The 20,162-nt window shown below is 40.6% G+C and carries 19 protein-coding genes; 10 read left to right on the top strand and 9 right to left on the bottom strand.

Going from position 1 to position 20,162, the window contains the following annotated elements:
• Nucleotides 1-32: 32 nt before the first annotated feature.
• Nucleotides 33-953, bottom strand: coding sequence for a GTP cyclohydrolase FolE2 (folE2, locus tag PCIT_RS02400; RefSeq protein WP_010361502.1), 921 nt, complete (start codon nucleotides 951-953; stop codon nucleotides 33-35).
• 211 nt (nucleotides 954-1,164) lie between these two features.
• On the opposite strand from folE2, the gene arcB reads away from it, so the two are divergent.
• Nucleotides 1,165-3,492: an aerobic respiration two-component sensor histidine kinase ArcB gene (gene arcB / locus PCIT_RS02395; protein WP_010361504.1), complete on the top strand. Its 2,328-nt coding sequence runs from the start codon at nucleotides 1,165-1,167 to the stop codon at nucleotides 3,490-3,492.
• Nucleotides 3,493-3,824: 332 nt separating this feature from the next.
• On the opposite strand, the gene arcA is transcribed toward arcB, so the two are convergent.
• From arcA to trmB, 5 genes are all read right to left on the bottom strand, one after another.
• Nucleotides 3,825-4,541, bottom strand: coding sequence for a two-component system response regulator ArcA (gene arcA, locus PCIT_RS02390; protein ID WP_010361506.1), 717 nt, complete (start codon nucleotides 4,539-4,541; stop codon nucleotides 3,825-3,827).
• A 107-nt stretch (nucleotides 4,542-4,648) separates the two neighbouring features.
• Nucleotides 4,649-5,137: a YfiR family protein gene (locus tag PCIT_RS02385; protein WP_010361507.1), complete on the bottom strand. Its 489-nt coding sequence runs from the start codon at nucleotides 5,135-5,137 to the stop codon at nucleotides 4,649-4,651.
• A gap of 26 nt (nucleotides 5,138-5,163) precedes the next feature.
• Nucleotides 5,164-6,783: an ATP-binding protein gene (locus tag PCIT_RS02380; RefSeq protein ID WP_010361508.1), complete on the bottom strand. Its 1,620-nt coding sequence runs from the start codon at nucleotides 6,781-6,783 to the stop codon at nucleotides 5,164-5,166.
• Nucleotides 6,784-7,019: 236 nt separating this feature from the next.
• Nucleotides 7,020-8,057: a methyltransferase gene (locus PCIT_RS02375; protein WP_010361509.1), complete on the bottom strand. Its 1,038-nt coding sequence runs from the start codon at nucleotides 8,055-8,057 to the stop codon at nucleotides 7,020-7,022.
• Nucleotides 8,058-8,093: 36 nt separating this feature from the next.
• Nucleotides 8,094-8,819 carry a tRNA (guanosine(46)-N7)-methyltransferase TrmB gene (gene trmB / locus PCIT_RS02370; protein ID WP_010361510.1) on the bottom strand — a complete coding sequence of 242 codons (726 nt, stop codon included), beginning with the start codon at nucleotides 8,817-8,819 and terminating at the stop codon, nucleotides 8,094-8,096.
• A gap of 127 nt (nucleotides 8,820-8,946) precedes the next feature.
• On the opposite strand from trmB, the gene mutY reads away from it, so the two are divergent.
• Together mutY and PCIT_RS02360 are read left to right on the top strand one after the other, a co-directional pair.
• The gene (gene mutY, locus PCIT_RS02365; protein ID WP_010361511.1) at nucleotides 8,947-10,005 is read left to right on the top strand and encodes an A/G-specific adenine glycosylase; all 1,059 of its coding nucleotides are present in this window, start codon (nucleotides 8,947-8,949) and stop codon (nucleotides 10,003-10,005) included.
• A 34-nt stretch (nucleotides 10,006-10,039) separates the two neighbouring features.
• The gene (locus PCIT_RS02360) at nucleotides 10,040-10,315 is read left to right on the top strand and encodes an oxidative damage protection protein (protein WP_010361512.1); all 276 of its coding nucleotides are present in this window, start codon (nucleotides 10,040-10,042) and stop codon (nucleotides 10,313-10,315) included.
• An 84-nt stretch (nucleotides 10,316-10,399) separates the two neighbouring features.
• Here the strand turns inward: PCIT_RS02360 and ispB are convergent, their stop codons facing one another.
• Entirely contained in the window at nucleotides 10,400-11,371 is a 972-nt protein-coding gene (gene ispB, locus PCIT_RS02355) for an octaprenyl diphosphate synthase (protein ID WP_010361514.1), read from the bottom strand.
• 366 nt (nucleotides 11,372-11,737) lie between these two features.
• Here ispB and rplU point away from each other — a divergent pair, with 366 nt between their 5' ends.
• The 5 genes from rplU (at nucleotide 11,738) to PCIT_RS02330 (ending at nucleotide 14,665) form a co-directional block, all read left to right on the top strand.
• Nucleotides 11,738-12,049 (top strand): 50S ribosomal protein L21, encoded by a 312-nt coding sequence (gene rplU, locus PCIT_RS02350; protein WP_010361515.1) that lies wholly within the window; start codon nucleotides 11,738-11,740, stop codon nucleotides 12,047-12,049.
• A gap of 17 nt (nucleotides 12,050-12,066) precedes the next feature.
• On the top strand, nucleotides 12,067-12,324 hold the full coding sequence (gene rpmA / locus PCIT_RS02345; protein ID WP_010361516.1) for a 50S ribosomal protein L27: 258 nt from the start codon (nucleotides 12,067-12,069) through the stop codon (nucleotides 12,322-12,324).
• A 170-nt stretch (nucleotides 12,325-12,494) separates the two neighbouring features.
• On the top strand, nucleotides 12,495-13,655 hold the full coding sequence (gene cgtA, locus PCIT_RS02340) for an Obg family GTPase CgtA (RefSeq protein ID WP_010361517.1): 1,161 nt from the start codon (nucleotides 12,495-12,497) through the stop codon (nucleotides 13,653-13,655).
• A 63-nt stretch (nucleotides 13,656-13,718) separates the two neighbouring features.
• Nucleotides 13,719-14,210, top strand: a complete 492-nt coding sequence (gene folA, locus PCIT_RS02335; RefSeq protein ID WP_192992758.1) for a type 3 dihydrofolate reductase — start codon at nucleotides 13,719-13,721, stop codon at nucleotides 14,208-14,210.
• 80 nt (nucleotides 14,211-14,290) lie between these two features.
• On the top strand, nucleotides 14,291-14,665 hold the full coding sequence (locus PCIT_RS02330) for a DUF3718 domain-containing protein (protein ID WP_010361520.1): 375 nt from the start codon (nucleotides 14,291-14,293) through the stop codon (nucleotides 14,663-14,665).
• Between the two features lie 441 nt (nucleotides 14,666-15,106).
• Here PCIT_RS02330 and PCIT_RS02325 read toward each other — a convergent pair whose 3' ends face one another.
• Complete coding sequence (locus PCIT_RS02325) at nucleotides 15,107-15,463, bottom strand: RidA family protein (protein ID WP_010361521.1); 357 nt, start codon at nucleotides 15,461-15,463, stop codon at nucleotides 15,107-15,109.
• Nucleotides 15,464-15,657: 194 nt separating this feature from the next.
• On the opposite strand from PCIT_RS02325, the gene PCIT_RS02320 reads away from it, so the two are divergent.
• Nucleotides 15,658-16,581 carry a DMT family transporter gene (locus PCIT_RS02320; RefSeq protein ID WP_010361522.1) on the top strand — a complete coding sequence of 308 codons (924 nt, stop codon included), beginning with the start codon at nucleotides 15,658-15,660 and terminating at the stop codon, nucleotides 16,579-16,581.
• Nucleotides 16,582-16,674: 93 nt separating this feature from the next.
• On the opposite strand, the gene metK is transcribed toward PCIT_RS02320, so the two are convergent.
• Complete coding sequence (gene metK, locus PCIT_RS02315) at nucleotides 16,675-17,826, bottom strand: methionine adenosyltransferase (protein WP_010361523.1); 1,152 nt, start codon at nucleotides 17,824-17,826, stop codon at nucleotides 16,675-16,677.
• Between the two features lie 267 nt (nucleotides 17,827-18,093).
• On the opposite strand from metK, the gene tkt reads away from it, so the two are divergent.
• On the top strand, nucleotides 18,094-20,085 hold the full coding sequence (gene tkt / locus PCIT_RS02310) for a transketolase (RefSeq protein ID WP_010361524.1): 1,992 nt from the start codon (nucleotides 18,094-18,096) through the stop codon (nucleotides 20,083-20,085).
• The last annotated feature ends 77 nt before the right edge of the window (nucleotides 20,086-20,162 follow it).

Raw genomic sequence — 20,162 nt, 5'->3', positions numbered from 1 at the left:
GTGTAAAACATTAACTTGGTTATGAGCCTTGATTATGCTTTATAGCCACTCGCGATGCCTTTTACAGCATAGGCAACAGCATCATGAGCATGGAGAGACTCATAGTGATTTATTTTAATATAAAAATCTTGGTATGACGTTTTTTCAAATAACGCTTTGAGTTTTCTTGCCGCATCCTCGCAGAACATCAGGTTTTGACCATTTAATCGAGCAAACTCTTGCTCATCCTCACGTTTTACGGCTGCTTGAACGGGGGTTTTTAATTCGTCTTCTACTTGATTGATAAGTGCAAGGATATCGAATTCTTCACAGTCAGCAGGTAACAATACTTTTATATTGGCGATGCTTCTTTGTGAGTGCGGTGTGGCAAGTATACCTTCTGTGGTGCCAAGCCATGCATGCACTTGTTCTTTATCAACAGTTGCTTGTTGAAACTTTTCTGCAAATGCATTTTGGATAAGTTGCCTTGCTAATGCTGCGGAGCATGGGCAAGTGGATGAGTAGGTTACATCTACACCAAGTTCTATTAGGGCTACACCGTCTTCTAATATCGCTGTTATCGTAATTGGGTAGCTTTTCCAGCCTTGCTTTTTGCTTAAAAGTGAAGGACGTCTTAGCGGCAATTCGAAGGTAATTGAGACTTTTGCCGCATTGCTTAACTCTTGATGACTTGAGATAAAGCTATCTAACACTTGAGTTAATGTTTTAGGTGTGAGGCTTTGTTCACAAGATAAGGTATCTAGTGCTAAAAATAGCCGTGACATATGGATGCCTTTCGCATCTTCTTTTTGTAAGTTAACAAATGCATCGGCTTTTGCTGTAACATGCGTATCGCTAAGACCTTTACTGGCAAATAGTAGTGGTAGTTCGATATTTCCCATACCTACCCAGTCTAGCTTGCCTGTTTGCAAAGCATCTGCTGAGTGTGCAATGTCTGGCATTGTTGTTTGCATTTATACCCTCATAGTCACGACAATTAAAGTCGCGCATATTACACTAAAACCCAGCGACTTGCCTATGAATGTAAAATAAATGGGATTGATAAAGTTTCATTTTGTGCAGTTGACTATACAGGTAACAAACATGTGGTACGAATATAAGGGATAATTAGCTTCTTATTAGCGCTTAGGTATAATAAACGAGTTAATAGGCTATGTGGTAACTATGATAGAATCTTCTTTTGGCCCCTGGGCCCGAGTATTAGTAAACTTAATCAATAGATTTGGCGATAAAGTCGCTGGACTGTTTTGCTATGCGTTTATGTTATTAGTGTCACTTATCTTGTCGTGTATGTTCTATTACATTGCGTTAGGTGAAATAATAATTGTTGATGTGTTAGCGGTGCTTTTTTTTGCTGCGGTGACATCTCCTGTGCTTATTTCAATGACCATTCTTGCGATGCGGCAATTGGAAGCATCTAAAACTTACCTAGAGTCTGCGACACAGCAAGAAAAATTGTTAAACCAAACATTGAAAGACAATATCAACCGCCTCAACAATGAAGTTGATGAACGAAAAATGGCACTGCATGCCAAGCATCGTGCGATTGAAGAGTTACGTAAAGAAATAGCCGAACGAAAAAAAACACAACAAGAGCTAGCTCAACAAAGCATGCTACTGCGCTCTATTGTTGATTCTTCCCCTGATTTATTTTATTACCGTGATCAACATGGCGTTTTTGCCGGATGCAATAAAATGTTCGAATTAGTCATGGGTAAAAATAGTGCTGAGTTGATAGGGAAGTCAGTTGAAGATATCTATCCGCGCAGTTATCTGCCAGAAGTGCTGCGCACAGATACCGAAGTTGCTACTACTCAACAGCCAATTACTTTAGATGTTGAGTACCCTGTTGATGGCGAACATCGCTGGTTTGAAATGCGAAAACTACCCTTTATTAACGATAAAGGGGAATATATCGGGTTGTTGGCCTTTGGACGAGACATAACCAGTCGTAAAGAAGCTGAACAGGCGTTAGAAACCGCCTATAAAGATAAAGGCAAGTTTATTGCTACGTTGAGCCATGAATTAAGAACACCGCTGAACGGTATCGTTGGCTTGACCCGGATGATGTTAGATTCTGAATTGTCACAACAGCAAAAAAGTTGGTGTAATACGATTTTCTCAAGTGCCGAAACACTTGGTAATATATTCAATGATATTATAGATTTAGATAAAATAGATCGTGAGCAATTAGACATTGCAACAGACAGTATTAATGTCTCTGATTTTATTAATGACGTTGTTAACTTTACTGGTTTGATCGCAGACCAAAAAGGGCTGGAGTTTGTAATTAATCGTACTGGTGTACTCGATGTATATGCATTGCTTGATCCGACTCGGTTACGACAGGTTCTTTGGAATTTAATTAATAATGCCGTGAAATTTACCCACAGGGGTAGCGTTACACTTGAATTTAAACGCGAAAATAGAGAAAGCGGGCAATGGTTGTCGTTTAGCGTGATCGATACAGGTATGGGGATCCCGAGTGATCAACAAGCACGTATTTTTGATATGTATTACAAAGCACCGGACTCAACGGGTGCAAATGCAATTGGCTCTGGAATCGGGCTTGCTGTGACTAAAGCATTAGTAAGCGCTATGCATGGGCAAGTACATGTCAGTAGTATTGAAGGTCAAGGTAGCCGATTTGATGTTGAGATCCCATTAACATTGTGCAGTGCACCAAAAGAGCAAAGCTATGCTGGTAGAAGTTTATATATTCTGCTGGTGGAAGACGTGCCTCTAAACGCTGAAATAGCCACTAATTTATTGGAGCAGCGTGGTCATGAAGTGATTTGGGCTGAAACAGGTGAAGATGCTTTATCTTTAGTTGCTACTGAAGATGAACTCGATTTAATTTTACTGGATATGCAGCTTCCCGATATCAATGGTGATGTTGTTGCCAAAGAAGTGAGATCGGATAGTCATTATGATAATTTACCTATTGTTGCGCTAACGGCGAATGTGAGAAGTGCAGAAAAGGAATTGCAAGGGATCAGTATTCAGGGCGCATTAGCCAAGCCAATAAATACCACTCGATTAGACAAAATGCTCGCGGAGTTGTTTGGCATTGACTCGCAAAAAGGCCAAAGTAATTCAGAGTCCACTATCAACCCCCTTGATCATGAACAATATGCATTACTGGATGTTGAAACAATTATCGATTTTGTTTCATCCATGGGAGTAACACCCTTTAAGCGCAGTAGTGACCTATTTGAGACGCTTAGCCCTAAATACTGTTCTGAACTACGAATCGCTTTGGAGAATAACGATATAGCTGAGTACAGCTCTGTTGCGCATAAACTCAAAGGGGCTGCGGGTTCTGTGGGGCTGCAAGACGTACAACTACATGCAAAAGTCATGGAACTTGATGCCGACAACGTTGACGGTGAAGTGATGGAAAGTTGGATCCTTGAACTTGAGGGAAAAATTGAGTGTGGTTTGAGCTCGTTAAAAAGTGCGATAGAAAAGCTCGCGGATGTAGATAAATAATGGTGTTTATTGATGCGCTTGTTGGTGTTCTAACAGGGTAATTTATTGACTAAGCTAGCAATCGATTGTCTAAAGGCTTAGTCGCTTTTTACACGACACCGGGGGATATCCTCGCATCACTCTTTGGCTTATTTTGTATGGTAGACATTAGGTTTGCAATTAACATGAAAAGTCTCTGCGCAGAGTCAGGGAGTTGTGAGAACACAAGGTAAGTTTTGTTTTAGTACTGTTTAGTGGAGTCTTACCAGAGGTTGTGAGCGCCAGGCAAAACAAAGGGGCTAAACAGCCCCCTTATATAATTGCAAAACTCGCATAAACCATAAAAACTATGGTTAGCCGTCAATTTTACCGATGAATCGATAACCTTCACCATGAATTGTGCTAATAAGCTCGCTGGTGTTGCTGTCACTTTCAAAGTGTTTACGGATACGACGGATCGTAACGTCAACAGTTCGGTCATTGGCACGCAGTTCGCGACCCGTCATATGCTTAATTAGTTGCTCACGGCTGAATATACGGCCTGGAGAATCTAGCATTAAACGAAGTGCTCTGTACTCACCTTTGGGTAAGCGTTTAGCTTCTCCAGCAGGCGATGTTAAACAGCGGCTGTTTTCATCTAGTTCCCAACCGTTGAATGTGATCACACCGTTAGTTTCTATTGCTGACTCTTCACCAGAAGAACCTGTTCTAGAAATTAGGTTGCGAGCACGAATTGTCAACTCACGTGGGTTAAATGGTTTCGTAATGTAATCATCGGCACCAATTTCTAGTCCTAAAATACGGTCAACATCATTATCACGACCGGTTAGGAAGATAAGGCCAATGTTTCTCTTTTGGCGTAATTCACGCGCTAAGATTAAGCCGTTTTTGCCTGGAAGATTGATGTCCATAACTACAAGGTTGACGTCGTCATGCGTTGTCAGTTTGTCATGCATGTCATCGCCATCAATGGCTTCAATTACTTTGTAACCTTCTGCTTCAAATAAGCTAACGAGGTTCAGGCGAGTTACGTCTTCATCCTCTACAATCAGAATGACTGGCGTTTGCATTATAAATTAACCTTTTCGGAATATATTATTTACATGTAATTCGGTACTATCTAATAAAACCGAATATTTACGATTATAGGAGTATATTCAATTGTTAACAAGTAAAATCAGTTGGGATGAAACTTAGAAACTGCAAGCAATCTCGATAACACAGTAAAGTTATGCTGGGCAATCTGTCGCCTATTTATATACAACCGGATTTTACTCCCTTCTTGGACCAATGAAGCTATACCACCACCTTCAAGGAACTTAATACTATCTCCAACCAAAACCATATTTAAAGAGGTTGTATCGGTCCAAGTAGACAGTATATCATTTTCACTCAGTTCATCAATGTATGTGATATCGCACTGCTGAGAAAGTTCCATTATATTAGTATTTTTATCTATTTTAATAACTTCTATAGGACGGTTACGCACTGTGAGGTTTTTATTCTCTGATAAAATAGCACCTGGGCCATTATTAATACGGTAAAAGCAAAATCGGGTGGTGGCTTTTGTTTGTTGATTAGGGAATTCAATAAACTTGGCCATTTGATAGAGAAAAGCAGAACGTACCTCATTTGGACTTTTTGCGCTTGCATAATTCGCAAACATGAGGAATATAACTATTATACACCGCATTACCCAAGCTCAACTAATGGTAGTGTAATAATGAAGCGAGTGCCGTTGTCATAGTCCTCATCTAATGCAATGTTTCCATTGAGCGCTTGTGTGACTAAGTTATAGACTAAGTGCATACCCAGGCCACTACCGCCCTCGCCGCGTTTAGTGGTTACAAAAGGGTCAAAAATTCGTTTGCGAATAGAGGTTGGTACTCCACTGCCATTATCAGTGTATAAAATGGATAGTTGGTTGCTCGAGCGTGAAATATTTATATCGATGTTATTATTTTCTACCCCTTTAAATGCATGGAGTAAAGAGTTTGAAATGAGTTGCTCGAACACTTGTTGTAGGGGGCCTGCTTTACTACTAACAGTTAACCCTTCGGCGCATTGGACGTCAATTTCAGGTTGTTTTACAGCAATGTCAGCTTTCATCGCTGTGATGATGTTTTCTAACAAATTAGTGATATTTACATCTGAACTAAGCTCTAAATCTTGACTGACGGCGACTCGTTTGAAGCTCGATATGAGATCTGCAGCGCGATTAAGGTTACGATATATTAAATCTAGATTTTCGATGCCGTCGCCAATAAATCGCTCCAGCTGCTTGGAGGTTAGACTTTTTTGCTCGAATGCTGTTTTAATATCTGAGAGTTTGTCACGCAATAACGTGGAGCCTGTTACGCCTAGGCCTATTGGGGTGTTAACTTCATGAGCCACACCAGCAACCATCTGGCCTAGTGAGGCCATTTTTTCGTTTTCTACAATCTGATTCTGGTACTGATGCATACGTTCAAGTGTATTGAGTAGCTCTTGGTTGGCTTCTCTGAGGGCAATAGTGCGTTGATTAACCTTTTCTTCTAAGCTTTGATTAAGTTGTTTTATTTCTTGTTTATCAGCCTTATGGCGCTCTAACTGATTTTGAGTTCGGGCCAGCATAAGGTTTAAATTAGTGGCAAGTATATTTATTTCTTCAATATTACTTCTGTCTGCTCTAGCGTTATAATTATGATTTTTAGAAACATCCTGTAATAATAGAGATAACGCTTCAATTGGTGTGGCAATTCTCTTTTGTATACCTCGGGCAACTAATAAAACCAACACCAAAACAAATAAGGTTAACATTATATCAACTATTATTTTTGTATTAATATACTTATTTAACCTTTCTAGCCCGCCTCTAATATATACGTAACCTTCTATTTTTCCTTCATAAACAACTGGTTTAACCAATTCAATATAATCTGCAGTGATTTTAGGTACTTTTAATTCATCTACACTATTAACTTTTAATGGTACAGGCGGAGTTTTACTGGCGTTATAACTGGTGAAAAAGACTGGTTTATTTGTCACATCATCAATATCATAAATGTGAATGTTTTTGACTAATCCAACTTTATTGAAGGATTTGAGGCGCTTTTCTTCTGTTTTTCTATCTTCAAAAATTAGCGTAATTTGTGCATTAAATGCGATGATCTCTGCGATCATATCTAACTTATTAATAATTAGTTGTTTTTGCTCTTTGACATCCAGGTAAGTAGAAATAGAGATAGACAACGACAAACATAGTGCAGTAACAAGCATTACTGCACTAACTAGAACCTTTCTTATACTTGTTTTTGGCGTCTGTTTAGCCATTACGGACCTTTATTCAACGTTTTAGAAGTTTGATCCAAATGTGTTGTGATGAGTGTACTGCGCTCGTAATTCGAACCTTAGGAACTAACCGTTCTCTAAATTAATACCACATCAATATTTGATTCAATGACTGTAAACTATTCTCAAGTGTAGCAAAGAGAACGGATAAAATAACAAAAAAAATCCCTGATCATTCAGTTATTTTATCCGTGAAGAAAAGCGGTAGAAACGCAGATTTAGCTTTTTTCAGCTTGATAGACAGTAAATTTGGTGTTTCTAGCAAGAGTAGTGTAAGTACCAAATTGTTGTTCAAGAATAGGGGGGTATTTCAAAAAGTTATTGGCAACGATTTGAACCTTTCCTTTCGATTTCAAAAAGGGTCTGCAATCACTCAAAAATCGGTCTGCTATACCATAGTCGGTGGCAATACCGGTATGAAAGGGCGGGTTACTAATTAGCAAGTTATATTGTCCTGCTAAATTATTAAGGCCATCACTGAGAGTAAGCTCCGCAGATAAACCATTTAGTTGTAGTGTTTGTTCTGTTGCGTATAAGGCAAGCGCACTGACATCTAAGCAATATAATTTCAAAGCCGCTTGTTTAGAACCCATGAAAGTAGCTATTAAACCCGCGCCACAGCCAAAGTCGAGCACCGAGCCTTTATAGGGCACCTCTATATTTTCTAATAGTAGCTTGGTTCCAACATCAAGCTTACCGTGATTGAATACACCAGGGACACTAATCGCGGTAAACTCAAGATCACCTATCTGTACATTAAATTCAGACTTGTATTGGCTTATATCAAACTCATCTACTAGATGTAGATCTGAAAACTCATAAAGTACACAGTGTTTCGCACTGTCTAGTTTACAAAAGCCTTCTGCATGAGGTTTGAGCTGCTTTTCAACTGATTTAACGCCACCTTTATTGTGTCCAACAACTAGCAAGCGAGTGTTACTTGTCGCAACCGCTCTAATATTGTCGAGCATCATCATCGCTTCAGGCTTAGACTTTGGATAAAAATAGATGATGAGATCTAAATTGTCTATGGTAGGTAGGCTATGATCAACCGAGCTTAAAACGCCGGTATGCTTTTCGGCTGCTTGATGGTCGGCAATATTATAGCTGAACGCGTGAATATCACTATTTGGATTTAATTGCTTTAGCTGCGATAGGAAACCGTCCCTATTTGCGTTAATTACTAAAACATTGTTTGCTTGTAATTCTTCATCATTGCGCATTAGCAATAAACTAGGGTTCGATAACTGACTCATAAGATCTCTAAAGTTAGAAAGGGCATATGCCCTTTGTTAATTGCTGCGCTTAAACATTAAATCCCAAACACCATGTCCTAGGCGGTGGCCACGTTGCTCAAACTTGGTAAGCGGGCGGTTATCTGGACGAGGCATGTAATCAGCGGTTGTTGATAAGTTTTCATAACCAGGTGCCGCGTTCATTACTTCAAGCATATGCTCAGCATAATTTTCCCAATCGGTTGCCATGTGAAATACACCACCAATTTTTAGTTTACTGCGCAAGCTTTCAACAAACTCGAGTTGTACTATACGGCGTTTATGATGACGCTTTTTGTGCCAAGGGTCTGGGAAAAACAGCTGCATGGTGGTTAAGCTTGCGTCTTTGATACAATCGTCCAGTACTTCTACGGCATCGTGCTCAAATACACGTAAGTTAGTAATGCCTGCTTCATCGGCTTCCATAAGACATGCCCCTACGCCAGGTTTATGTACTTCAATACCAATAAAATTGAGGTGAGGTGCATTTTTTGCCATCTCAACTAAAGACTTACCCATGCCAAAGCCAATTTCTAGTACGACATCATTGTCGTTGCCAAAGACTTCTGATAAATCAAGTAAACCTTGGCTATGCTCTAGGCCCATGGTTGGCCAGCATTTTTCAATTGCAGCAGCTTGGCCCTTCGTTAAGCGACCTTCGCGCTTTACAAAGCTGCGTATTCTACGGATATATTTGCCTTCTTGCTGAGCTTGCTCAAGCCTAGTTTTACTCGAATCGTTCATAGTCATTCTGCACAGTGAAAAGTGGGCGCATATTATCCCTGTTCGACAGCATAAGTACAATAGCTTGACTGTTTTTAAAAGCACCTTACACTGGCGGCCAAGTAGAATTAGTAAAGTTGCACCGTCAATGCAAGTATCAAATAGTCAGGCAGCATGGTTTGCTGAGCAAGTTGTTAGTTGGTATCACCTTCATGGTAGAAAAACACTCCCTTGGCAATTAGAGAAAACGCCATATAAAGTATGGGTATCAGAAGTGATGTTGCAACAAACTCAGGTAGTGACGGTGATCCCTTATTTTAATCGTTTTATGCAACGCTTTCCGACCATTCTTGATTTAGCTGATGCACCAGAAGATGAGGTGCTGCACCATTGGACTGGGCTAGGGTATTATGCGAGAGCTCGAAACTTACATAAAACGGCTAAAATTGTCCGTGATGAATATAATGGTCTGTTTCCTCAGACAATGGAGAAAGTTGTTGCTTTACCCGGAATAGGCCGCTCTACAGCAGGCGCAATTTTGTCACTTGCGTTAGGTCAACATCACCCTATTCTTGATGGTAATGTAAAGCGAGTGCTGGCGAGGTTTTTTATGGTAGAGGGCTGGTATGGCGTGAAGAAGGTAGAAAATACGCTTTGGGCCTTGAGTGAAAAAATTACACCTCAAGGTAATGTAACTGAGTTTAACCAAGCTATGATGGACTTAGGTGCTAGTTTGTGCTCTCGGGCCAACTTCGATTGTGAGGCGTGTCCACTAGTGACTGACTGCTTAGCGTACCAACATGACCAAGTTAAAGCTTTCCCTAACTCAAAGCCAAAAAAAGATAAGCCTAAAAAGTCAGCATATCATTTGATCATGAAAGCAGAAAATAAACTATTGATGGAGAAAAGGCCTAGCTCAGGTATTTGGGGGGGGTTATTTGGTTTTTTTGAATTCGAAACTTTAGAGCAAGCGGAACAATTTATAGCGCAGCAGGGGATTGACGGTAAGGTGCAATCTTTGACGCCTTTTGTGCATATATTCACGCACTTTGAGCTGACAATTACTCCAATAATACTTCACATAGATAAAGTACCAGATTGTGTACATGAGCTGCCATTGTTATGGTATGACTTGAATGATCATGCGCAAGTTGGCTTAGCTGCACCGACTAAAAAGTTAGTTAAAGTCATAAGCGCAATGAGTTAAACTATAACCATCTTCCTAAATTAGGCAATGAATTATGGCTCGTACAGTATTTTGTCAAAAGTTACAAAAAGATGCACCAGGTTTAGACTTTCAATTTTATCCAGGTGAGTTAGGTGAAAAAATATTTAATAACATTTCCAAAGAAGTTTGGCAGCAATGGCAACACAAACAAACTATGCTGATTAATGAAAAGCATTTAAATATGATGGATCCAGCACATAGAGAGTTGCTTGAAGAGCAAATGGTCGGCTTTTTGTTTGAGAATAAAGAAGTAGAAATTGAAGGGTATAGACCTCCAGAGCAAAAGTAGTTACCTCGCATTAAAAAAGCCGCTATTAGCGGCTTTTTCGAAATAGATTATGTCTTGTCCTGAAATGTGTTCACACTGCCGTATTTAGTGATCTCGTGATACCGATAGCTCAGCGAGTGCAACCAGCGCTTTTTTATAGTCTGATTCAGGTAGGATTTGCAACATTTCAATGGCTTTATTAGCTTCACCCTTTGCTTTTTCCATAGCAAAGTCTAATGCTTTTGTTTCGCGCAATGTAACAAGTATATCATCTAAATACTCCATCCCATTACCTTGCTCTATTGCGGCGCGGATCTGAGTTACTTGTTCAGCTTTACCATGGCGCATTGCGTATATAAGGGGGAGTGTTGGTTTACCTTCAGCTAAATCATCACCTAAATTTTTGCCCATTTGCTCAGCATTTGCACTGTAATCTAGCACATCGTCAACAAGCTGAAATGCAGTACCAAGGTGCATGCCATAATACTTTAACGCGTCTTGTATTTCCTTTGGTTGTTCAAGAACAACAGCGGGAAGCAATGTAGCCGCTTCGAATAGCTTAGCCGTTTTACTATATATAACCTGCATATAGCTTTCTTCAGTCGTGTCTGGGTCATTGCAGTTCATGAGCTGCAACACTTCGCCTTCGGCGATGATGTTGGTTGCATCAGCTAAAATTTGCATTACTTGCATATTTTGTAAACCAACCATCAACTGAAATGAGCGGGTGTATATAAAGTCACCCACCAAAACGCTTGCCGCATTACCAAACTCAGCATTGGCTGTTGGTTCGCCACGACGTAATGCTGATTCATCTACTACATCATCGTGTAGTAAAGTTGCAGTATGAATAAACTCAACAATTGTCGCCAAAGTAACATGTTTATCACCTTGATGTGCGAGCGCCTTTGCTGCCAGTAACGTCAGCATAGGTCTAATGCGTTTGCCACCACTGTTAACAATGTACAGACCAAGCTGGTTAACTAGTGCAACGTCAGATTGCATTTGTTCGTGTATTAGTTCATTGACGTTTTGCATATCGGTTTCGATCAACGTCTGGATCGTTTTGATATCCATTGTACTCCAAGCCAGGTTAAAATAGATAAACGTGGCGAGTGTACTACACTTTTTCGCCAAGCTCGATATTTTGTCAAATAACAGTAAAAAAAAACACCATAGGTTGCCATGCTGTTGAATATATAGCCAAATAAAGGTGTTTTTTTGACTTGTTAGGCATAGTCGTAAAAGTGTAAAAAAGCGCTTTGGTTTATGCGCTTTTTTGGATAAACTAGCAAAAAATAATGATTCGCTCTCTTAGCCGCTATTTTTTATTCAGTTTAAATAAAATTGGGCTTGCACGTAGATTCGCATTAGCGTAAACTTCGCGCCCTATTGAAGAATATTAAGTTGCGTCGATTTGAGGGCGCACAAGCGGAGTTAATTATGTACGCGGTTTTCCAAAGTGGTGGTAAACAGCACCGTGTGACTGAAGGTCAAACGATTCGTCTAGAAAAACTAGACGTTGAGACTGGTGCAGCAGTTGAATTCGATTCAGTACTTCTAGTTGCTGATGGTGAGAAAATCGAGATCGGTGCCCCGTTCGTAAACGGTGGTAAAGTGACAGCTGAGGTTGTTTCACACGGTCGCGGTGAGAAGATTAAGGTCGTTAAATTTAGACGTCGTAAGCATTCTCGTAAGCAGATGGGCCATCGTCAATGGTTCACTGAAGTTAAAATCACTGGCATTAGCGCTTAATTTAGAGGTACAGAGAGATGGCACATAAGAAGGCAGCTGGTAGTACTCGTAACGGTCGCGATTCAGAAAGTAAACGCTTAGGTGTGAAACGTTTTGGTGGCGAATCAGTTTTAGCGGGTAACATCATCGTACGTCAACGTGGTACTCGTTTCCACGCTGGTTCTAACGCAGGTATCGGTAAAGACCATACAATTTTTGCAAAAGCAGACGGTAAAGTTGTTTTTGAACAAAAAGGTCCTTTAAACCGTAAATACGTTAGCATCGTTGCTGAGTAATCGGTAAAGATTAAAAAAAACCCCGCTACGGCGGGGTTTTTTGTTTTTATAGAACCCCCCAGCGAAGTAATTAGCAGTGTAAGTTAAGCAAACTGCAATAATGACTAAAGATTTTGTCTTATTAGTATTATACTTCGGGATCAGAACCCCCCAGTCAAAAGAGAGTAACCATGAAGTTTGTCGATGAAGTTGAAATTCGTGCAGAAGCGGGCGATGGCGGGAGTGGCATTGTGTCATTTCGTCGTGAGAAATATGTCCCTGATGGCGGCCCTGATGGCGGTGACGGTGGTGATGGCGCAAGTGTATACTTACTAGCAGACGAAAACTGGAATACGTTAGTTGATTATCAATTTGAACGTTTCCACCGTGCTGAACGTGGCACAAATGGTCAGTCGCGTAATTGTACAGGTAAGAAAGGGGTAGACCTTTACTTAAAAGTGCCAGTCGGTACACGTGTGAGTGATGTAGATACAGAAGAGTCACTAGGTGATCTAACGCAGCATGGACAAAAGCTACTTGTAGCGAAAGGGGGATTTCATGGTTTGGGGAACGCACGTTTTAAATCAAGTGTTAACCGTGCCCCTAGGCAAAAAACGTTAGGGACAAAAGGTGAGGTTCGTAATTTAAAACTAGAACTATTACTTCTTGCTGATGTGGGTTTACTTGGTTTGCCGAATGCCGGTAAGTCGACCTTTATCCGAAGCGTATCTGCGGCTAAGCCAAAAGTAGCCGATTACCCATTTACGACGCTTATCCCTAATTTGGGCGTTGTTCGCCCAGAAGCGAGTAAGTCATTTGTTATCGCCGATATTCCAGGTCTGATTGAAGGTGCATCAGATGGCGCAGGCTTAGGTATTCGCTTTTTGAAACACTTAGAGCGTTGTCGTGTGTTATTACATATTATCGATGTGATGCCAGTTGATGGCACAGATCCGGTTGATAATGCATTCTCTATCATTAATGAGCTACATCAGTATAGCCCTAAGCTTGCAGAGAAGCCTCGTTGGTTAGTGTTGAATAAGATTGACTTATTACCTGAAGATGAAGCTGAGGCTATTTGTGAGCGTATTGCACAGGAGCTTGATGCAGAAAAAGTGTATCAAGTCTCGGCGATTAACAAGCTAAACACACAGCCTCTATGCTACGATATTATGACACTGCTCGATAGTATGCCTAAAGATAAATTTGAGGTAGAACAAGAGCAAGAAGAAGTCGAATTTAAGTGGGATACATACCACCGTAAAGCAGCTCAAGAAGCACAAGATGATGACGACTGGGATGATGACTGGGACGAAGATGACTATGATGTAGAGGTTGTCTACGAGCGGTAGTAACAGTTAATGATAAAGGGCTTTCGGGCCCTTTTTTAATAAGAAAAAATGATAGGAGTACATGTGATAATTTCAATGATCGCAGCAATGGCACACAACCGTGTAATTGGGCAAGACAATAAAATGCCTTGGCACTTACCCGCTGATCTGCAGCACTTTAAGCGCGTTACTTTGAATAAACCTGTGATCATGGGTAGAAAAACTTTTGAATCAATTGGTCGGCCGTTACCTAGTAGGCGTAACATCATCATTAGTCGCAATGAAAGTTATCATGCTGATGGCATTGAAGTAGTAACTTCGGCTGATGCTGCACTAGAACTTGTTTCTGGTTCTGAAGAGGTAATGATTATTGGTGGAGGGTTAGTCTATGAGCAATTTCTTCCACTGTGCGATAGACTGTATTTAACTTTTATTGATTTACATGCTTTGGGCGACACATGCTTTCCTGATTATGAAAAAGTGGCTGATTGGACAGAAGTTGAAGTACAAAGCCATGAACCTAATGACAAAAATAAATATAGTCATAAATTCGTAACCTTGCAGAAAAAATTATGAGTTTGTTGCTAACAATTATATTGATTGCTACAATTATATAAGTATTTGTATACGAATAAAGTATTATTAAAGGGTTTAAAATGAAATTAACTACCGTGCTTGTATCAGCTTCTTTGTGTATAGCTTCTTTGTCTTTCAGTCACAATGCCAATGCTGATGCACAACTTGCCGCATCTTTGTGTGAATATGTTGCAGCAGACGACAAAGGTCGTTTACGTAAAAAATTAAAAAGCTCGCGAGTGAAAATTCGTAATATTTATGATGCAATTCAATGTAATGGAAATAACCTATTACGTCACGCAATTGCTAGTAATGCGGCAGGTGCAGGAGAGTACATCGTTAAAAACCTACCGAAAAGCGCGTTAAAAGACGGTGCTGACATTTCATGGGCTGAGGGCAATGGTCATAGTGGTTCACCATTGATTGCCGTTATTAAAGCGCGTGCAGGCCTTTAGCGTGTAGATATACATAAGGGCGCAATATAATCCCTATGTGTATATCTGATAAATAAAGCCTTGGTAAAACCGAGGTTTTTTTTGGAAAAGTTAGTTCCCTTTATTAATACTTTTGTTCCTGTAAAATTATCACTATGCCAAAGGATATTGGCTAGATGATAAGCTCTTCGACCTTTATCCATTGCTTTTACGCTAAATAATTTCAAGTTTACATTGCCACCCTGATATTTATACATCTCTTTAAATTGACTAAAAAAAGCTAATGTAGTCTGTGGTTGGTGCAGCGTGTTTTAATGCCTGCAGTGCATAATCATCAGTTCGAGTCACGTTTCACTAATTCAGCATGGTTTACTACTTTAGTAAGTAAGTAAGTAAGTAAGTAAGTAAGTAAGTAAGTAAGTAGTGGCAAGTGGCTAGATCTACTTCAGCCACCCGAACTGTTTAGTTGGTTTTAACTGCTGCAATGATAGAAACCTCAACGAGCAGCTCAGGCCTGGCCATTGCTGCCTGAACGCATGCTCTTGCTGGTGCATGACCTTCTGCTACCCAGGCATCCCATACATCATTCATTGCTTTAAAGTTTGCCATATCACTGATGTAAACGGTTGCACTTAGTACGTGCTCTTTATCACTGTTTGCTTCCAGTAGTAACCCATCAACCTTATCAAGCATAGTTTGAGTTTGCTCTGTAATATCTTTTGTTGCATCACTACATACTTGACCACACAAGTAGACGGTATTGTTATGCGTGACAATACGGCTCATTCTTTGGTTAGTATGCTTACGTTCGATACTCATAAGTGTTCCTTTCATTTTACTAAATATACTCTATTGCAATATTGTACCGTAAGGTATTTAGAAGGGGTAATAATTGTCATACCTTACGGTGAAAAATACATGTATAAAAATAGTTCGTCCTTTAACGAAGTACCATGCAAAACAATCCTGTACACTTTAGCAATGTAAATTTTATGAGTAAGTAAGGAAGTTAAGTGGACGTTGCTAGCAGAGAAAATGATACGACAGAGGCCACACTGGTTACCGTACTTATTTTGGCTATGCTGATATGGGGTACTAGCTGGGTTTCGGGGAAAATAATTTCAGATATGGCACCAGCCAAAGTGACCACCTTTTATCGCTTAGCCATTGCAACTATTAGCATGTTACCTATTTTATTTATCATGCATCTATTTAAATGGGTTCAATTGAGGATTACGCCTCGAGCGGTAATGTGGTCTTTGCCGGCTGGTTTGCTGCTGGCTGCATATAATCAGTTATTCTTTTTAGGGCTTAATGATGGATTACCAGGTAAAGGAGGGATGTTGGTGACGACGCTCAATCCCTTATTTACCTGTTTATTAACTGTCATCGTATTTAAACAGAAATTAAGCAAATTGCAGATAGCAGGCTTAACGCTTGGACTGATCGGTGGATTAATGATGATTGAAATATGGTACTTCGACCTTGATCAGCTAATGGTGTCGGGAAATCTGTATTTTATTTTAGCTGCACTGACTTGGGCTATTCTCACTTTGGTGAGTCAGGTTGGAGGCCGATATGCTGACTTTTTACTGTTTAGTACCTTGATGTATGGGAGCGCCAGTATGATTAGTTATGGGTTGGCATTTGAATATGCCCCGTTGACGTCAATAACGAGCTATCCAATTGAGTATTGGCAACATATGTTATTTTTATCAACTGTTGTAGTGAGTATCGCAACCAGTGTGTTTTTTTTAGCGACTCAAAAGTTAGGGTCAAGTCGTTCTAGTTCGTTTGTATTGATAGTACCTGTATCTGCAATGGGCCTGTCTGCTTGGTATTTCGGTGAATCGTTATCACTGATTGTGGGGAGCGGCGGAGTATTAGCATTGTCGGCGGTTTACCTTTTGAACTATAAAACTCAGAAGATAAAATAAGGATATTTTAGCAAAACTTGTACTATTTAAATAACCAAAAAAAGCGCTGCCAGTAGGCTGCGCTTTTTATTATTTGGTTCTGTACTAGATAACTTATAATCCAGCGGCAGCTCTTAAAGCCTCTGCTTTATCAGTTGCTTCCCACGGGAACTCTTCACGTCCGAAGTGTCCGTATGCCGCTGTAGGCTGGTAAATAGGACGTTCTAAATCGAGCATAGTAAGAAGGCCATATGGACGCAGATCAAAGTGCTCACGCACTAATTCAACTAAACGAGACTCTTCCAGTTTACCTGTGCCAAAAGTTTCGATGCTAATAGATGTTGGCTCTGCAACACCAATCGCATAAGATACCTGCAATTCACATTTATCAGCAAGACCAGCTGCTACAATGTTTTTAGCAACGTAACGTGCAGCATAGGCTGCTGAACGGTCAACTTTTGATGGATCTTTACCAGAGAATGCGCCACCACCGTGACGTGCCATGCCACCATAAGTATCTACGATGATCTTACGACCAGTTAAACCACAGTCACCCATTGGGCCACCAATCACAAAACGACCAGTCGGGTTGATGAAGAATTTAGTTGCTTTAGAAATAAGCTCCGCTGGTAATACTGGCTTGATGATCGTTTCCATCACGGCTTCAACTAAGTCATCTTGTGAAACAGAGTCGCAATGCTGAGTTGAAAGAACCACAGCATCAATACCCACTGCTTTACCATTTTGATAGGCAAATGTTACTTGTGACTTTGCATCTGGACGCAACCAACTAAGCTCTCCGCTTTTACGTACTTGCGCTTGGCGTTGTACTAAACGATGAGAGTAAGTGATTGGTGCAGGCATTAATACGTCTGTTTCATTACATGCATAACCAAACATTAAACCTTGGTCGCCAGCGCCTTGTTCTTCAGCTCTAGCACGGTCTACACCTTGGTTGATATCTGGAGATTGTTTACCTATGGTATTTAAAATCGCACATGAATCGGCGTCAAAGCCCATGTCAGAATGTGTATAACCGATATCACGTACAGTTTTACGTGTTAACTCTTCGATGTCTACCCAAGCGCTAGTGGTTACTTCACCACCAACCATAACCATACCTGTTTTAACATATGTTTCACATGCTACACGCGCTTTTGGATCTTGTTCTAGGATTGCATCAAGTACAGCATCTGAAATTTGATCCGCGATTTTATCCGGATGGCCTTCAGAAACAGACTCAGAAGTAAATAAATGTTTTGCCATTGTATGTATGCTCACAAATATGCGCTTCACAAACAAACAGGATAGCGCAGGAATGAAAAAAGTATAAGGAACATTCTAACCAAAACGAACAGCTCTGCATAGTTTTTTTACGCCTAGACGTCTAAATAGCTTTTATAATTTGAGCTGGAATATAAAATCCTGCTTGTACCTGTTTTTTCTATGGAATATCGTTGCAGTCAAGCATTGAAATGAGTAAGAATGGGGTACTTTAACTTACTATACGCGAATTTTAAGGTAGGAGAATTCATGCCATCTCGCAAAGAACTAGCAAATGCAATCCGCGCTCTGTCAATGGACGCTGTACAACAGGCAAAATCAGGTCACCCCGGTGCCCCTATGGGTATGGCGGATATCGCCGAGGTATTGTGGCGTGATTATTTAAAACATAATCCAAGCAACCCTGAATGGGCTGATCGTGACCGCTTTGTGCTGTCGAATGGTCATGGCTCAATGCTGATTTATTCTTTGCTACATTTAAGTGGTTATGAGTTATCAATTGACGATTTGAAAAATTTCCGTCAAATGCACTCTAAAACACCTGGGCACCCTGAATATGGCTATGCGCCTGGTATTGAAACGACCACAGGACCATTGGGCCAAGGTATTACTAATGCAGTTGGTATGGCGATAGCTGAAAAGTCACTTGCTGCTCAGTTTAACCGCGACGAGCATGATATTGTAAACCACTTTACTTATGCGTTCTTAGGTGATGGTTGCTTGATGGAAGGTATTTCTCATGAAGCATGTTCATTAGCTGGCACACTTGGCTTAGGCAAGTTGGTTGCATTTTGGGATGATAATGGCATTTCAATCGATGGTGAAGTAGAAGGGTGGTTCAGTGATGATACGCCTAAACGCTTTGAAGCATATGGTTGGCATGTCATTGCAGATGTCGATGGTCACGATAGTGAAGCGATTAAAGCTGCGATAGATGCTGCGCGTGCTGAAACGAATAAACCAACCTTAATTTGTTGTAAAACAGTGATTGGCTACGGCTCACCAAATAAATCAGGTAGTCATGATTGTCACGGTGCACCACTGGGTGATGAAGAGATTAAAGCGGCACGTGAGTTCCTTGGTTGGAAGCATGACGCGTTTGAAGTGCCAGACGAAATATATGCCAAGTGGGATGCGTCAGCACGCGGCCAACAAGCGCAAAGTCACTGGTTGATTAAGTTTACTGAGTATCAAATTGAATACCCAGAGCTGGCTGCTGAATTTGAGCGCCGTATGAAAGGTGAATTGCCAGATACATGGGCTGAGCAATCTGAAGCTTATATCGCGCAATTACAAGCAAACCCTGCGAGCCCAGCTACACGTAAAGCATCACAAAATGCATTAAATACTTATGGTCCTTTATTACCGGAATTTATGGGTGGCTCTGCTGATTTAGCAGGTTCAAACTTAACTATTTGGGATGGCTCAAAAGGGCTAACCGCAGATGACGCCTCTGGCAACTATATTTATTATGGTGTTCGCGAGTTTGGTATGTCAGCAATTATGAACGGCATTGTGTTGCACAAAGGCTTTATTCCTTACGGCGCCACATTTTTGATGTTCATGGAATATGCTCGTAATGCTGTGCGCATGGCTGCATTAATGAAGCAACCTAGTATTTTTGTTTATACGCATGACTCAATTGGCCTGGGCGAAGATGGCCCAACACACCAACCAGTAGAACAAATAGCAAGCATGCGTTTGACGCCTAATTTAGTTAATTGGCGTCCTTGTGACCAAGTTGAATCAGCTGTTGCATGGCAACAAGCGGTTGAGCGTAAAGATGGTCCTACTTCTCTTATCTTTACGCGTCAAGGTTTAGAGCAGCAAAGCCGTGATGATGTGCAAGTACAAGCAATCAAGCAAGGTGGCTACGTACTAAGCTGTGATGGCAATCCAGAGTTAATAATTATAGCAACTGGTTCTGAAGTACAGTTAGCCATTGATTCTGCGAAAGCATTGCGTTTAGACGGTAAGAAAGTACGCGTTGTCTCTATGCCATCAACCGACGTATTCGATGCCCAGTCAGCTGAATATAAAGAAAGCGTTTTACCAGCATCCGTGACTCGTCGTGTTGCAGTAGAGGCTGGAATTGCTGATTATTGGTATAAGTATGTTGGCTTAAATGGTGTTGTTGTAGGTATGACGACCTTTGGTGAGTCAGCGCCTGCAAGTGAACTGTTTGAGCACTTTGGTTTCACAGTTGACAATATTGTGAGCAAGGCAAAATCATTATTCTAAATGAATTAGTGTAAAACATAAAAAGCCTGCATTTGCAGGCTTTTTTTATGCTCAAATAGTCGTACTGGTCATGATAT

It is taken from the genome of Pseudoalteromonas citrea (assembly GCF_000238375.3).
In the GTDB taxonomy this organism is placed as follows: Bacteria; Pseudomonadota; Gammaproteobacteria; order Enterobacterales; family Alteromonadaceae; genus Pseudoalteromonas; species Pseudoalteromonas citrea.
This window is presented reverse-complemented; position numbering and strand designations above follow the sequence as displayed.

Coding starts and splice junctions, on each gene's coding strand:
- folE2 (WP_010361502.1), bottom strand. CDS start 953: ATGCAAACAACAATGCCAGACATTGCACACTCAGCAGATGCTTTGCAA.
- rplU (WP_010361515.1), top strand. CDS start 11,738: ATGTACGCGGTTTTCCAAAGTGGTGGTAAACAGCACCGTGTGACTGAA.
- PCIT_RS02385 (WP_010361507.1), bottom strand. CDS start 5,137: ATGTTTGCGAATTATGCAAGCGCAAAAAGTCCAAATGAGGTACGTTCT.
- arcB (WP_010361504.1), top strand. CDS start 1,165: ATGATAGAATCTTCTTTTGGCCCCTGGGCCCGAGTATTAGTAAACTTA.
- trmB (WP_010361510.1), bottom strand. CDS start 8,819: ATGAACGATTCGAGTAAAACTAGGCTTGAGCAAGCTCAGCAAGAAGGC.
- PCIT_RS02325 (WP_010361521.1), bottom strand. CDS start 15,463: ATGAGTATCGAACGTAAGCATACTAACCAAAGAATGAGCCGTATTGTC.
- tkt (WP_010361524.1), top strand. CDS start 18,094: ATGCCATCTCGCAAAGAACTAGCAAATGCAATCCGCGCTCTGTCAATG.
- PCIT_RS02360 (WP_010361512.1), top strand. CDS start 10,040: ATGGCTCGTACAGTATTTTGTCAAAAGTTACAAAAAGATGCACCAGGT.
- mutY (WP_010361511.1), top strand. CDS start 8,947: ATGCAAGTATCAAATAGTCAGGCAGCATGGTTTGCTGAGCAAGTTGTT.
- PCIT_RS02380 (WP_010361508.1), bottom strand. CDS start 6,783: ATGGCTAAACAGACGCCAAAAACAAGTATAAGAAAGGTTCTAGTTAGT.
- rpmA (WP_010361516.1), top strand. CDS start 12,067: ATGGCACATAAGAAGGCAGCTGGTAGTACTCGTAACGGTCGCGATTCA.
- cgtA (WP_010361517.1), top strand. CDS start 12,495: ATGAAGTTTGTCGATGAAGTTGAAATTCGTGCAGAAGCGGGCGATGGC.
- arcA (WP_010361506.1), bottom strand. CDS start 4,541: ATGCAAACGCCAGTCATTCTGATTGTAGAGGATGAAGACGTAACTCGC.
- PCIT_RS02330 (WP_010361520.1), top strand. CDS start 14,291: ATGAAATTAACTACCGTGCTTGTATCAGCTTCTTTGTGTATAGCTTCT.
- metK (WP_010361523.1), bottom strand. CDS start 17,826: ATGGCAAAACATTTATTTACTTCTGAGTCTGTTTCTGAAGGCCATCCG.
- PCIT_RS02375 (WP_010361509.1), bottom strand. CDS start 8,057: ATGAGTCAGTTATCGAACCCTAGTTTATTGCTAATGCGCAATGATGAA.
- ispB (WP_010361514.1), bottom strand. CDS start 11,371: ATGGATATCAAAACGATCCAGACGTTGATCGAAACCGATATGCAAAAC.